This window comes from Actinosynnema sp. NPDC020468 (genome assembly GCF_040642015.1).
Taxonomy (GTDB): domain Bacteria; phylum Actinomycetota; class Actinomycetes; order Mycobacteriales; family Pseudonocardiaceae; genus Actinosynnema.
Genome location: NZ_JBFAEO010000026.1, coordinates 16,717 through 30,525 on the forward strand (window position 1 = coordinate 16,717; position 13,809 = coordinate 30,525).

At 74.0% G+C, this 13,809-nt stretch carries 12 protein-coding genes; 5 read left to right on the forward strand and 7 right to left on the reverse strand.

Annotated features, from left to right (window positions below):
- The first annotated feature begins 201 nt into the window (after nucleotides 1-201).
- Nucleotides 202-474, forward strand: coding sequence for a GlsB/YeaQ/YmgE family stress response membrane protein (locus AB0G50_RS19765; protein WP_360110353.1), 273 nt, complete (start codon nucleotides 202-204; stop codon nucleotides 472-474).
- Nucleotides 475-544: 70 nt separating this feature from the next.
- Here AB0G50_RS19765 and AB0G50_RS19770 read toward each other — a convergent pair whose 3' ends face one another.
- Nucleotides 545-1,258 (reverse strand): SDR family oxidoreductase, encoded by a 714-nt coding sequence (locus tag AB0G50_RS19770; RefSeq protein ID WP_360110356.1) that lies wholly within the window; start codon nucleotides 1,256-1,258, stop codon nucleotides 545-547.
- Between the two features lie 84 nt (nucleotides 1,259-1,342).
- Between AB0G50_RS19770 and AB0G50_RS19775 the strand changes: the two genes are divergently transcribed.
- Nucleotides 1,343-1,891, forward strand: a complete 549-nt coding sequence (locus AB0G50_RS19775) for a TetR/AcrR family transcriptional regulator (RefSeq protein ID WP_360110359.1) — start codon at nucleotides 1,343-1,345, stop codon at nucleotides 1,889-1,891.
- On the opposite strand, the gene AB0G50_RS19780 is transcribed toward AB0G50_RS19775, so the two are convergent.
- The 3 genes from AB0G50_RS19780 to AB0G50_RS19790 form a co-directional block, all read right to left on the reverse strand.
- Nucleotides 1,892-3,808 (reverse strand): S8 family peptidase, encoded by a 1,917-nt coding sequence (locus AB0G50_RS19780; protein ID WP_360110362.1) that lies wholly within the window; start codon nucleotides 3,806-3,808, stop codon nucleotides 1,892-1,894.
- A 127-nt stretch (nucleotides 3,809-3,935) separates the two neighbouring features.
- The gene (locus tag AB0G50_RS19785; RefSeq protein ID WP_360110365.1) at nucleotides 3,936-4,928 is read right to left on the reverse strand and encodes an LLM class flavin-dependent oxidoreductase; all 993 of its coding nucleotides are present in this window, start codon (nucleotides 4,926-4,928) and stop codon (nucleotides 3,936-3,938) included.
- A gap of 277 nt (nucleotides 4,929-5,205) precedes the next feature.
- Nucleotides 5,206-5,784, reverse strand: coding sequence for an LLM class flavin-dependent oxidoreductase (locus AB0G50_RS19790; RefSeq protein WP_360110368.1), 579 nt, complete (start codon nucleotides 5,782-5,784; stop codon nucleotides 5,206-5,208).
- A gap of 449 nt (nucleotides 5,785-6,233) precedes the next feature.
- On the opposite strand from AB0G50_RS19790, the gene AB0G50_RS19795 reads away from it, so the two are divergent.
- Entirely contained in the window at nucleotides 6,234-7,232 is a 999-nt protein-coding gene (locus AB0G50_RS19795) for a hypothetical protein (RefSeq protein ID WP_360110371.1), read from the forward strand.
- Between the two features lie 173 nt (nucleotides 7,233-7,405).
- On the opposite strand, the gene AB0G50_RS19800 is transcribed toward AB0G50_RS19795, so the two are convergent.
- On the reverse strand, nucleotides 7,406-7,951 hold the full coding sequence (locus AB0G50_RS19800) for an AAA family ATPase (RefSeq protein WP_360110374.1): 546 nt from the start codon (nucleotides 7,949-7,951) through the stop codon (nucleotides 7,406-7,408).
- 233 nt (nucleotides 7,952-8,184) lie between these two features.
- On the opposite strand from AB0G50_RS19800, the gene AB0G50_RS19805 reads away from it, so the two are divergent.
- The gene (locus tag AB0G50_RS19805; RefSeq protein ID WP_360110377.1) at nucleotides 8,185-9,846 is read left to right on the forward strand and encodes a cellulose binding domain-containing protein; all 1,662 of its coding nucleotides are present in this window, start codon (nucleotides 8,185-8,187) and stop codon (nucleotides 9,844-9,846) included.
- Between the two features lie 33 nt (nucleotides 9,847-9,879).
- Here the strand turns inward: AB0G50_RS19805 and AB0G50_RS19810 are convergent, their stop codons facing one another.
- Both AB0G50_RS19810 and AB0G50_RS19815 read right to left on the reverse strand, forming a co-directional pair.
- Nucleotides 9,880-10,365: a MarR family transcriptional regulator gene (locus AB0G50_RS19810; protein WP_360110380.1), complete on the reverse strand. Its 486-nt coding sequence runs from the start codon at nucleotides 10,363-10,365 to the stop codon at nucleotides 9,880-9,882.
- A gap of 150 nt (nucleotides 10,366-10,515) precedes the next feature.
- A complete protein-coding gene (locus AB0G50_RS19815; RefSeq protein ID WP_360110383.1) occupies nucleotides 10,516-11,658 on the reverse strand; it encodes an FAD-dependent monooxygenase in 1,143 nt (380 codons plus the stop codon).
- 116 nt (nucleotides 11,659-11,774) lie between these two features.
- Here AB0G50_RS19815 and AB0G50_RS19820 point away from each other — a divergent pair, with 116 nt between their 5' ends.
- A complete protein-coding gene (locus AB0G50_RS19820; RefSeq protein WP_360110386.1) occupies nucleotides 11,775-13,460 on the forward strand; it encodes a chorismate-binding protein in 1,686 nt (561 codons plus the stop codon).
- Nucleotides 13,461-13,809: the final 349 nt, after the last annotated feature.

Below are 13,809 nucleotides of genomic sequence, written 5' to 3' on the forward strand. Positions count from 1 at the left end.
ACGGTCCCGGCCAGGGCCGGGTTCCCACGGGGGAGACGTCCGGTTCGCCCGGTTCCACCGGCAAACGCGGCGGGCGGGTGACGTGCACCCCGGAACGTTCACAGCGCATCCGGCGTGTGGCCCGCTCGTTGGCGGGGCAACCAGCCCTTGACTCGATCATGCCGCGGGCAATGCCCTACGGCACAAGGGAAGGAAGCTCTCATGGGCATTCTGGGCTGGATCGTCCTCGGTCTCATCGCCGGCGCCATCGCCAAGGCCATCATGCCCGGCCGCGACCCGGGCGGCATCATCATCACGATCGTCCTGGGCATCGTCGGCGCGATCGTCGGCGGTTTCGTCGGCAGCGCCCTGTTCGGCACCGGGATCGGCAGTTTCTTCGACCTGAGCACGTGGCTGCTGGCCATCCTCGGCGCGCTGATCGTGCTGGGCATCTACCACCTCGTCACCAGCCGTGGCCACCGCGCCCGCGGCTGACCCCGCGCACACCCGAAGTGCCCGACACCCGCGCGGTGTCGGGCACTTCGGCGTTACCGTCCACTGTGGACTAGTCGAGCAGCTCCGGGTACAGCGCGGTCAGGTCGGCCGACAGGCCCGCCTTCACCGCGCGGGCCGCGTCGTCGGCCAGCACCTCGAAGGCGTCGGCCTCGACCCCGTCCACCGCCGCGGTCGCCACGTCGACCGGCGAGACCTTGGGCACGTCGTACGCCGCCGCCATCTCGGTGTCGACCCACCCCACGTGCAACCCGGTGACCACGACGCCGCGCGACCGCAGGTCCAGCCGCAGCGCGTTGGTCTGCGACCACAGGGCCGCCTTCGTCGCCGCGTACGCGCCGCCGTGCGCGAGCCAGGACAGCGCCGAGTGCACGTTGAGCAGGTGACCGCCGCCGTTGGCCTCCAGCACCGGCACGAACGCCCGGGTCAGGTGCAGCGGGCCGTAGAAGTTGACCTCGAACTCGCGGCGGATCTCCTCGACCGGCGAGGTCAGGTAGGACGTGCCGGTCGCGATGCCCGCGTTGTTGACCAGGATCGTCACGTCGGGCGCGGCCTCCGCCAGCGCGGCGACCGACGCCGGGTCGGTGACCTCCAGCGGCAGGCCGACCGCGCCGGACGCGGTGACCGTGCGGGGATCGCGGGCGGTGGCGTAGACCTTCGCCGCGCCACGCGCCAGGAACTCCTCCACCAGGGCCTTGCCGATGCCCCGGTTGCCACCGGTGACCAACACCGTCGAACCCTTGATCGCGGTCATGCCCGCACTCACCCCTCCACGGTGGAAACCGATCTGTTTCCACCACCGTAGACCGATCGGTTTCCGAACCGCAAGCCGCGTCGTACAGTGGGAACCATGACCACGACTCGGGACAGGTTGTTGGAGGCCGCCGCCGACCTGCTGTACCGGGAGGGCGTCAACGTCGGCGTCGACGCGCTGTGCAAGGCCGCCGGCGTGTCGAAGCGGTCGATGTACCTGCTGTTCGAGGACAAGGACGCGCTGATCGCGGCCAGCCTCGACCGCAGCGGGCCCCGGTACACCGCCGCGCTGCTGCCACCCGGGGGCGGCACCCCGCGCGAGCGCGTCCTGCACGTGTTCCGCCGGGTCCAGGAGGTCACCGCCGACCCGGAGCACCGGGGCTGCCCGCTGGTCGCCACCGCGGTCGAGCTGAAGGACCCGCTGCACCCCGCCTCCGCCGTGGCACGGCGGCACAAGGCGACGATGACGGAGTTCTTCCGCGCCGAGGCCGCGGCCGCCGGCGTGCCCGACCCCGACCTGCTCGCCACCCAGCTGACGTTCGTGTTCGACGGCGCGACGACGTGGTCGGTCGTGCGGGCCGAACCGCTGGCCGACCAGGCCGTCACCACCGCGGCGACCCTGCTGGACGCCGCCGGACTGCGGTGATCACGCCGCCGTGAACGCCGTGTCGTCCAGGTCGAACGACGTCGGCCCGCCGCGGTTCTCGCCCGAGGCCCAGCGGAACTTCACCGTCCGACCGGCGTACCGGCCGACGGCGTAGGTCTTGAGCACGTAGCCCGGAGCCGCGTCCACATTGGACAGAAGTGCCAGCCTCTCGTTGTCCGCCAAAACCTCCAGGGTGTCCACCGGGCCGGCCGACGCCGGCTCCTCGGTGCGGATCTTCACGTGGAACGACAACGTGGAGTACGCGCAGTCGGCCGGGATCGCGACGGTTTGCGACACCTCGTCGTCGAACGGGAGCCCCAGTCCGGCGAGTTCGGCGTTCCATGTGCCGGTGCGCGGCGCGTCCGCACCGGTGCCCTGCACGATGATCAGCGTGCGGCTGGACCGCCAGCCGACCTCGCGGCCCTGCTCGAAGCCGGGGTTGGCGAACTTCTGCCCCTTGGCCGCGCAACTCCACGTCGCCGGCGTGGTGAACAGCCGGAACGTCCGGGTGCCCGCCTTCCGGTCCTTGTCCGTGGCGGTCACCGTGACGGCGAGGTTCACCGCGGTGGCGGTCGGCGTGCCGGAGATCGTGCCGGTGGTGGGGTTGATGCTCAACCCGGCGGGCAGCGGCGTCGACGTCCAGGTGTACGGCGCGATCCCGTTCACCGCCGAGTTCGGGATGCTCATCGCGACGCCGATCCGACCGGCGCGCACCCCGGGGTCGGCGACGTACGGGTAGCCCGCGCGGTACCCGGTGTCGACCATCAGCAGCCGGTTCGGCGAGCCCCGCACGTCCCGCACCGCGTTCTTGGTCGAGTCGGCGACCAGCGCCGCGGCCACCTGGGCCGGTGTCGCGCCGGGATCCCGGGCCAGCAGCAGCGCCGCCGCGCCGGCCACGTGCGGTGTCGCCATCGAGGTGCCGCTCAGGGTTTCGGTGGCCGCGTCGTAGCCCGCGCCGGCCGACCGGATGTACTCGCCCGGCGCGAACAGGTCGACGCACGAGCCGTAGTTGGAGAACGACGAGCGCGGGTCGGCGGCCAGGCCGTACTCACTGCTGGACGCGACCGTGATCGCCTCCGGGGTGCGCGCCGGCGAGTGCAGGCACGCGTCGTCGTGGTCGTTGCCCGCCGCGACCGCGGTGACCACGCCGTCCGCGACCAGCCGCCGGGTCGCGTCCTCGACCACCAGGTCGGGCGCGTCGCCGCCGAGGCTGAGGTTCGCCACCGCCGGTCCGGACACGTGGTGCGCCACCACCCAGTCGATGCCGGCCGCGACGCCCTCGCTGGTGCCGGACCCGTCGCAGCCCAACACCTTGACCGACACCAGTTTCACGCCTTTGGCCACGCCGTACGAGGCGCCGCCGAGGGTGCCGGCGACGTGCGTGCCGTGGCCGTAGCAGTCCTCGTCCTTGCCGTCGCCGGTGGTGTTGGCGCCCCAACTGGCCCGACCGCCGAACTCCTCGTGCGTGGTGCGGACCCCGGTGTCGATCACGTACGCGGTCACCGCCGCCGCGTCGGTCGACCAGCGGTAGTAGTCGTCCAGGTCCGGCGAGCGCTGGTCGACGCGGTCCAGGCCCCAGGAGGGCGGGTAGTGCTGCTCGCCGGCCGCCCGGAGCCTGCGGTTGTGCTGCACGTACGCCACCGCCGGGTCGGCCGCGAGCCGACGGGCGTGCGTCTCGTCCATCCGGACCGAGAAACCGTTGAGGGCGTGGGTGAACGTGCGCCCGACGGTGCCGGAGTACCGCGAGGCCAACGACACCGCCGTCGCGGAGCCGGCCGGCCCCTTGAGCACCACGACGTAGCTGCCGTCGACCGCGCCCGGTCCGGCTCCCGGCACGTCCGCCACCGCGATCGGCGCGACGCCGACGACACCGCCCGCCGCCAGCGCGCCGACCGCCGCCCAAGCCCGTGCTCCCACAAGCCCTCCCCCGCTCGCCGAACGACGAGCCGAAGGCTAGGTGCCGCACGCCTTCCCGAACCCGTGTTCGGCGGGGAATTGGGCCGGATGGCCTGGCACGGCGGGAAGACGCACCCGAACGGCGGGGTCAGCAGGCGTCCCGGTAGACGCCCCTGCGCCGCAGTTCGGGCACCAGGTCCCGGGTGATCCGCTCCAGGTCGAGCGGCAGCACGCCCGGTCGCAGCCGGAACCCGGCCAGGCCCAGTTCCCGCCACCCGATCAGCAGGTCGGCCAGTTCGCCCGCGGTGCCGGTGAACACCAGCGCGTCCGACGCCAGTTCGGCGCCGTCCAGCGCGTCCAACCGCTTCTTGCGCTCCTCGGCCGCGCCGGGCGTCTCGTCCAGGAACACCAGCAGGTCCGCGAAGACCTCGAGCGGGGGTCCGGTGCGGCCCACCGCGGTCTCGGCGGCCCGCACCTCGGCGAGGACCCGGTTCACGTCGACCCGCGAGTGCGGCGTCACGTAGGTGATCTCCGCGCCCTTGGCGGCGAACTCGTACGGGATGGCGGCGTGGGCGAGGCTGGTGACGAACGCGCCCTCCCACCGCTCGCGCACCGCGCGCACGAAACCCGCGCCCTCCTCGAACAGCACCCGCAGCCGGGCCGCGATCCGATCGGGGTGGGTGACGTCCTGCGGGCTCAACGCGGGCGTCGTCCGCCGGCCGAAGTGGTCCGCGTCGGCGGCGCGCGCGGAGATCTGCGGCCGCCACCCGGCCCGGCCGCCGCTGACCCGATCGAGGGAGGTCAACGCCTCGGCGACCCGCGCGGGGTCGGTGTGGGTGATGTTGACCGTCGGCACCAGCCGGACGCGCGAGGTGTGCGGCGCGACGGCACCCGCGACCAACACCGCGTCCACCCGGCCCCGCACCTGGTCCACCCGGTCGTCGGGACCGGTGAGCGACGCGGACTGCACGCCCGGCGCGTCCTCGAACGTGACGAGGTCCACCAACCCGGCCTCGGCCTCGCGCACCAGGTCGACCCAGTAGCCGGCGCGGAACAGGTCCGCGGGCCGGGCCGCCGGGTCACGCCACGCGGCGGGATGCCACCCCGCGCCCTCCAACGCCACCGCCAACCGCACACTCACGACGCCTCCAGGAACTCGCGCGACACCGAACCCGCGCCCACGACACGAACCAGCCCCACCGCGCCCGAACGCCCGCGCGAAGCCAAAGCCGCGTACCCGACACCGAGCCAGGCGCCCCGCCCTGCCCTCGAACGTCCGCGCGAAGCCAAAGCCACGCGCCCGACACCGAACCGCTCGCGTCGCCCCGCCCTCGAACGGCCGTGCGAAGCCAAAGCCGCGTGCCCGGCGCGAACCAGGCCGATCCGACCCACCGGTCGCCGACCCACCGGGCGCGCGCTCACGACGCCCCCAGGTGCTCGCGCAAGGTCACGCCGGCGTACTCGGCGCGGAAGGCGTTCTCGGCGCGCAGGCGGCGCACGGTGTCCTCCACCGCGTCCGGCTCCACGACCAGCACGTCCAGGCCCGCCAACGACACCGGCCGCCCCTGCGGTCCGCGCGGCGTGCTGAACCGGCCCACCACGTCGAAGTGCTCGCCCCGGTGGGTGAACTCCCCCGCGCCCGGCCGCACGAACCGGCCCGCGGTCGGGTCGGTGGGCAGGTCGTCGGCGGACCAGCTGTCCCACAGCAGTTCCAGCACCGCGCGGAACTCGGTGGCGCGGGCGTCCGAGGCCAGGTCGGTCCAGCCGGCCCGGCCCGCGCTGAGCAGGTCGAGGGTTTGCAGCCGGCGGGCCAGGTCGTAGGGCTCGTGCCCGGCCGAGTCGACCTCGGCGACCAGGCCGAGGCGCGTGGTGACGGCCGACGCGGCGGCGAGCGCGGTGAGGTCGTCGGACAGGACGAAGTCGAGCTTGGCGCGTTCCGCGGCGCGGGCGACGTCGAGGACGTCGTCACCGGCCGCCCGAACCCCGAGGTGCGTCACGGGCAACCCCCTTCCACCACGGGACGCTAGGAAGATCGACTGGACCCGTCAACGACGCGCACGATGTGGGACCGCGAGGGCCGGCTGTGGTAGCGCGCGCGGCGCGCGGACCCGCTCCGGAAGGCCGATCGGCGCGGCATTGGTCTGCCCGCCGGGTGGGCGTGCGCGTCGGGGCGTTCGGCCGCCCGCCACCCGGCGCCGCACCCGCCCCGAGCACCGCCGCCCGAGGTCGGGACGGGTGCCGGTCGGACTGGCAACGACGGCGCTGACCTGGCGGTTGTCCGGGGTCGGACGACTGTGGCACGGTGTCGGACCGCGTCGTGCCGACGACGTGGGAACACCCGGCCCGAACGCCCGGAGGGGCCTTCGGGGTGGGCGCCGAGGCCGCTGTCCGGCGGGCTGTCCGCCGCGTAGTGTCCTCCGGTGGTCCCCTCGGACGAGGAGGTTCGATGCGCCACACCCGGAGCGGGCCGGTGCCCGCCGATCGCCGGGACGACCCGTTCGCCGTGGCCCTGCGCGCGGCCATCCGGGCCAGGGGCCTGGGCCTGGACCGGATCCAGCAGCGGTTGCGCGGCAGCGGCGCGGCGGTCAGCGTCGCGACGCTGAGCTACTGGCAGTCCGGCAGGCGTCGACCCGAGCGGCCGGACTCGCTCGCCGCGCTCAAGCACCTGGAGGTCGTGCTGGAGGTGCCGCCGGGCTCGCTGACCGCGCTGCTCGGCGCGCCCCGACCGCGTGGCCGGGTGCGGCAGGTCGAACCGGTGCCGCCGCTGGAGCGGATGTGGTCCTCCGCCGACCGGGTCGCGTCCCTGCTCGCCGGGGTGGACGTGCGGTCCGACGACGCGTTGACCCGGATCAACCTGCACGTCGTGGTCGAGATCGCGCCGGACCGCGGTCTGCGCCGGATCACCACCCGCCAGGTGCTCCGGGCCGAACAGGACGGTCCGGACCGCTGGATCTCGGTGCACGACATGGCGGCGTCCGGCGCGCCGACACCGGAGGTGATCCCCCTCCAGTCGTGTGATCTCGGCCGGGTGATCCGGCAACCGGGCGTGGTCGCGGCGGAACTGCTGTTCGACCGGGCGCTGGCCCGCGGCGAGACCATCGTGATCGAGCACGCGTCCGTGCTGCCCGGCCCGCCGTTCCCGCGCGGCGACGACTCGTACTGCCGGGTGTTCCGGCACCCGGTGCGGGACTACGTGGTGGAGCTGCGCTTCGACCCGGCGGCGCTGCCCCGGGCCTGCTACCACTACTCGACCCGGCCGGAGAACCCCGAGCCCCACCACCGCCGCCACATGCCCGTCTCCGCCGCCGGCCACGCGCACGCGGTCGCGCTGGGTTTCGGCCCGGGTGGGTTCTCGGTGCGCTGGGACTGGCCCGACCACCCCTCCGGTTCGAGGGAGACGCACGTCACACCGACTCGGGAACACGGGGACGACCCGGCTCGTTGAGGAGATCGGTCGGTGCGGTCCGTGTCCCCGGGCCTCACCTAGCGCCGTCGCGGAATACCGTCAGGCTGGAGCCGCCACGTGCCACTCGCCGAGAGGCGACCGCCGCGCCGACCCCTTAACTCCCGATTCGCCCACTGTGGACCCGAGTCCCGGCCGCGGTCGTGGATCCGGGTCTACCGGGCGGAGTCGACGCGCCGGCGGCTCGCGGCCAGCACCTCGTCGGCCAGTTCGGCCGGGGTGAGCCGGTCCGAGCGCAGCACGACCGTCCCCTCCGGCTGCCGGGCGCCGGCCGTCGGGTCCAACCGGCTCAGCGCCCAGTCCAGGGGCGACTGACCCGAGACCGGCAGGACCGGGGGCGGCATCCGGTCGCGCAGCCGCGCGCCCAGCACGTCGACGTCCGCGTCCAGGAAGACGTGCAGCACGTCCTCGCCCGCCGCCGCCAGTCCGCCGAGGATCTCCGCCCGGTAGGCGTCGCGGACCAGCGACATCGGCACGATCACCGTGGCCGCGTGGTGCCTGCGCAGCGCCGACGCGGTCGCGACGACCAGCTCCCGCCAGCTCGCCAGGTCCTGGAAGTCGTCGTTGGGCGGCACCCACTTCCACAGCGCGACGCCGAGCTCCTCGGGGTCGAACACGAGCGAGTCCGGCAACCGCCCGTGCAACTCCCGCGCCAGCGTCGTCTTCCCCGCCGCGAACCCGCCGTTGAGCCAGATGATCACCGCCGCACGGTATCCGGCCGCCTCGCGACCTCGCCACCTCCCCCGGAACACCCGCCGCGCCACCCCGGTTCGCGCGCGGCGCCCGCCGGAGGTGGTGGTCACCCGGTGCCACCGAGCCGCGGCCCTCCTCCCGACCCGTTGACGCGGAGCGCCCTCGCCGACTTGGATGGCTCCCGACCAACCGGGGGTGAGCCGCGACACCGTCCCGTCGATCCGCGAAGGGTGTCTTCGGCATGGGAAAACGTCTGCCGGCGCTGGGTGTCGCCGTGCTCCTCGTCGCCGGTGTGACGACCGCGGGCCGGGCCTGGGCGGCGGCGCCCGCGCTGACCGCCGCGTTCGGCCAGAAGTCGGTGTGGGACAAGGGGTACGGCGGTCAGTTCACGATCACCAACACCGGCGACGCGGCGGCGACGGGCTGGGTGGTCGAGTTCGACCTGCCGGCCGGCACCGGCGTGACGGGCTCCTGGAGCTCGGTCCTCACCCGCACCGGGCAGCACTACCGGTTCGCCAACGCGCCGTTCAACGGCCGCGTCGAACCCGGCGGCACGGCGCTGTTCGGCTTCAACGTCACGGGCCTCGGCCTGCCGACCGGCTGCGTGGTCGACGGCAGGCCGTGCGCGGGCGCCGGTCCCGCGCCGGACACCACCCCGCCGACCGCACCCGGCGCGCCCCGGGTCACCGGCGTCACGGCCGGCTCGGTGTCGTTGGCGTGGAACGCCTCCACCGACGACGTGGGCGTCACCGAGTACCAGGTGCTCACCGGCACGACGCTGCTCGCGACCACCGGCACGACCTCGGCCACCGTCACCGGGTTGGCGCCGGCCACCACCTACCCGCTCACCGTCCGGGCCCGGGACGCGGCGGGCAACCCCTCCCCCGGCGCGACCGTGTCGGCCACCACCGCCGCGGGCACCGGCACCGGTTCCACCGTGGACGTGTCCACCGCGGCCCAGCTGAGCGCGGCGCTCGCGGCGGCCGTGCCGGGTCGGACGATCCGACTGGCGGCCGGCGTCTACCGGGGCGCGTTCACCGCCACCACGCCCGGCACCGCGGCGGAGCCGATCACGCTCACCGGACCGGCGGACGCGGTGTTGGTCAACGACGGCCCGTCGGGCGAGGGCCCTGGCTGCCCCGTGCCGACCCCGGGCTGGGACTCCGGCTACGGGTTCTGGCTCTACGGCGCGCCGTACTGGGCGCTGCGCGGGTTCACCGTGCGGGACTCGAAGAAGGGCGTCGTGGTGGACGACTCGCACCACGTCGTGCTCGACGGCCTGCGGGTGGACCACGTGGAGGAGGAGGGCGTGCACTTCCGCCGGTCGTCGGCGGACGGCGTGCTGCGCGATTCCACGATCACCGACACCGGGCTGGTCCAGCCGGGCTACGGCGAGGGCGTCTACCTCGGCTCGGCGGGCTCGAACTGGGCGTGCCACGGCAACTCCGGCGGCGTGGACCGGACCGACCGGGTGCAGGTGCTGGGCAACCGGATCGGGCCGGGCGTCGCGGCCGAGGCGGTCGACGTCAAGGAGGGCACCGCGAACGGCGTCCTGCGCGGCAACACGTTCGACGGCACGGGCGTCTCGGGCCAGAACTCGGCCGACTCGTGGGTCGACGTCAAGGGCACCGGTTACGTGATCGAGGGCAATACCGGGACGTTCTCCGGGCCCGGCCCGTTCGCGAACGGCTACGAGACGCACAACCCGGTCACCACGCCCGCGTTCGCCACCGGCTGCGGGAACACCTGGCGGGACAACAGGTCCGACCTCGGCGGCGTCGGCGGCTACGCGATCCTGATCACCTCGGTGTCGAAGTGCGGCGCGCTGCCGAACGTCGTGCACGCCTCCAACACGGTGACCCGGGCGACCGCCGGGTTGACCAACGTCCCGGTGACGCCCTGATCCGTCCACAGTGGACGGTGTCGGTTCCTCGGGTCAGACGACGTCCTTCTCCAGCGGGGACTGGGCGTGCTCGTACAGCGCGTCCGCGACCTTCTGGCACAGCTCGGCGAAGATGCTCTGCTCGCCCGGCGTCATCGCGGTCGCCGCGACCGCCGCCGCGTCCCGCCTGCTGTCCGCCGCCCGGTCCAGGAACTCGCGACCGGCTTGGGTCAACGTCGTGGTCAGCTCGCGCCGGTCCGGGCCGTCGGCGACCTGGGCGACGAGCTCGCGGTCCTTGAGGAACCGCAACGCCTTCGACATGCTCTGCCGCGACACCCCCAGCGACTCGCTGAGCTGCGAGGGCGTCATCCTCGACCGCAGCCGCAGGTTCTCCAGGATGTCGTACTGCTGCCAGGTGACGTGCTCGGGGTTCGCCCGCGTCCGCCTGGCCACCAGCACGCACTGGAGGTGGGCCAGGGCGTTCTCCAGTTCGCCAGGCTCGACCGAACCGACCTGCCGGGTGTCGCTCACCGTGGTCATGAGGCGCCTCGCAAGTTCCGCCGGCGGCGGGACCGTGCCGGTGTGGTACTGCCTGCGCCGCCCGCATGGTTTCCGGGAGGAAATCATTTTACCACGTGACGTCGGACACCGGTCAGGGGCCGAGGACTCTGTCCGCCCGGTCGGGCGACGTCAGGGCCTCACGCCGGCGGGCGCGCGGCCGAACCACTCGCGGACCCGGCGGACGTGGTCGCGGTCCAGGAGCGGCAGGTCGCGGTGGCCGATCCGACCGCTGCGGGTCAGCAGCCGGCCGGCGAACTCGGGCGCGGGCGCGCCGACGTGCTCGGCCACCCGTTCGAACCAGTCCCGGCTGATCTCGGCGACCCGCTGCATCCGGGCGACAACCGGTTTCCGCTCCGCCTCGTAGGCCGCGAGCGCCTCGGGCACCGCGCCGTGGTCGGACAGCGCCATCGCGAGCGCCAGGGCGTCCTCCATGGCGAGCTTGGTGCCCGACCCGATGGAGAAGTGCGTGGTGTGGGCGGCGTCGCCGAGCAGCACCAGCCCGTCGCGGCTCCACCGCTCGTTGCGCACCGACGTGAACCGGCCCCAGCGCGGGGTGCGGCACACCACCCGGTGACCCTCCAGCAGGTCCGCGAACAGGTCCGCGATCGGGCCCTCCGGCGCGCGGTCCGGCGCGTCCAGGCCGCTGCGGGCCAGCACCGCGTCGGTGGTCTCGACGATGAACGTGCTGCGGCCGGGCGCGTAGGGGTAGGCGTGCACCTGCATGACGCCGTGCGGGGTTTCGACCACCCCGAAGGTCAGCGCGTCGAACTCGCGGTCCGTGCCGAGCCAGAGGAACCGGGAGTCGCGCGGGGTCGACTCGGTGCCGAAGTCGTGCGCGGCCCGGACCTCCGAGCCGACGCCGTCGGCGGCCACCACGAGGTCGAACCCGGACCGCAGCTCCTCGACCGGCGGCGCGGACCGTCCGAAGTGGAGGGTAGCGCCGACCGCGCGGGCCCGTTCCCGGAGCAGGCGCAGCAGCGTGCGCCGCTCGATCGCGGAGAAGCGGTAGCCGTCCTGGGACACGGTCTCGCCCCGGTAGCGCACGTCGACCCGCTCCCACCGGGCGAAGTGGTCGGCGATCGAGGCGGACAGCGCCGGGTCGGCCGCGCCGATGCCCCCGAGCGCGCCGTCGGAGAACACGACGCCGAAGCCGAACGTCTCGTCCCGCGCGCCGCGTTCCCACACCATCACCTCGTGCGCCGGTTCGACCTGCTTCACCAGGGCGGCCAGGTACAGCCCTCCCGGTCCTCCGCCGACGACCGCGACGCGCATGTGGTTGCCTCCTGGCTGGTCGTGGTGCTCCGGATGCGATTCCCCCTGAAGTCGTTACCCTCGGAACGGCGGGCGAAAACACCGCGCGAACCCGAGGACGGAGACCCACCACCCCGATGCCCGACGCCCTGCCGACGCGCCTGACCGCACCCGACCCACCGCCGTTCGCGTTGCTGCACCGGGGAAACCGCGCCGTCGAGGTGCTGATCGGCTCCGTCGTGACGGTGGACGCGGTGGCCGACATCCCGGTGGGACCGTCCGGTTCGGTGGCGCTGCTGCCCTTCCGGCAACTGGCCGAACGCGGGCTGCCGTGCCACGACGACGGCACGCCGCTGCGCGTCCTGGTGGCCGACGAACGGCACACCGTCGACCTGGAGTCCTTGCCGCACCCGACCTCCGCCCCGGTGCGCGACGCCGGGTTCACCACGACCGACGCGGCGTACGCGGACCTGGCCCGCCGGGTGCGGGACGAGGACCTCGGCGTCGACGTCACGCACTGCCTGCTGCGCCGCGACTTTTCCGCCCGGCTGGAACCCGGCGCGGCGGTGGGCCTGTTCGCCGCGCTGCTGCGCGCGGAAACCGGCGCGTACTGGACGTTCGCGGTGCACGACGGCACCCGGGCGCTGGTCGGCGCGACGCCGCAGGGCCAGGTCCGGCTGCGGGACGGCGAGGTGGTGCTGCGCCCGACCTGCGGCACGTACCGGTACCCGCCGTCCGGACCGGAGGAAGCAGGCCTGCTCGCGTTCCTGGCCGACCGCAAGGAGTCCGACGAGCTGACCGCGACCGTGGACGCCGAACTCGCGCTGCTGTGCGCGCTGGAACCCGACGCGATCACCGTGGACGGACCGCTGCTGGTGCCGATGGGCACGCTCGCGCACACCGCGTGCGTGCTGCGCGGCCGCGGCGGTGTCGACGCGCACCGGGCGCTGGCGGGCACCATGTTCGCCTCCACGGCGATCGGCGCGCCGCTCGCGGGCGCGCTGCGGGTGATCGAGGCGCGCGAACCGACCGGCCGCGGCTACTACGGCGGCGCGGTCGCGCTGTTCGAGCCGAACGGCGACCTGGACGCGGCCACCCTCATCCGCACCGCCGACCTCGACCCGTCGGGACGGCTGACGCTGTCGGTGGGCGCGACGATCGGCGCGGACTCCGACCCGGACGCCGAGGCCCACGAGACCCACCACAAGGTCGCCGGCCTGGTGCGCGCCCTGCAAGGCCCCTCGCACGCCCGGCCGGCCGGCGGCGGATCCTCCGCGGCGACGCGCGACGCCACCGAACCCGACCACACCGGCACGCCGCCACCCGCCGTGCCGCACAGCCGTACCGGGACACCGGCCGCACCGCGCGGCGACGTCGGCGCACCCGGCACCACCCCGCACCCGCGGCAGGTGTCGGGCGGCGCGCCCGTGCCGCCCTCCACCCTGCGGGTTGCCGAAGCTCTGGCGCGCCGTCGTGAGGAGTTCGGCGCACAGTGGACGACACCGGCCGGCCCGGTGCCCGACCTCGGTCCGCTCCTGGTCGTGGACCTGGGCCACCCGGCCGCGTGGACGCTCGCCCACCTCGCCCGTCGACTCGGCTGGCGGGCGACGGTCGTGCGCGTCGCGGACGTCGACCCGGCACGACTGCCCACGACCGTCCTTTGTGGACCGACCACGGACCCGCGGTCGCGCGTCGCGCGGGACCGGCTGCGGGCGGTCGCCGAGCGCCGGGGGTGCCGCGTGCACCAGGTCGACGCCGGGTTCCGCCCCGACGCGGTGCGCGCCGACCCGGACGCGCTCGCGGAACTGCTCGGGGCCCGCTGACCCACCCCGGCGCGCCCGCCGAAATCACGCCGCCAGATGGTTTCCCCAGGGACATCATCCGGCGGCGCTTTCATTGCTGATCCATTACCGGCGCAGCACTCGACGCCCTCTCGCACCCAACCCGCCGGCACCATTTTGGCGATCGGCGAATCACCGGTCAGTACCACCGGAAACTCCGGCCTTCACCCTCGCTCCTACCCCCTGAACTCGGCTTTCACACCCGAAGACGACTTTCTTGCGCGTTTTTCGGCGAAGTGCCACCAAGCGGCGGACGGGGCCTCCCGCACCTGGTGCAACAGTGCAACGAATACCCGCAGCACCCGCTCCCCCGTGTTGACACCTCAAGTCG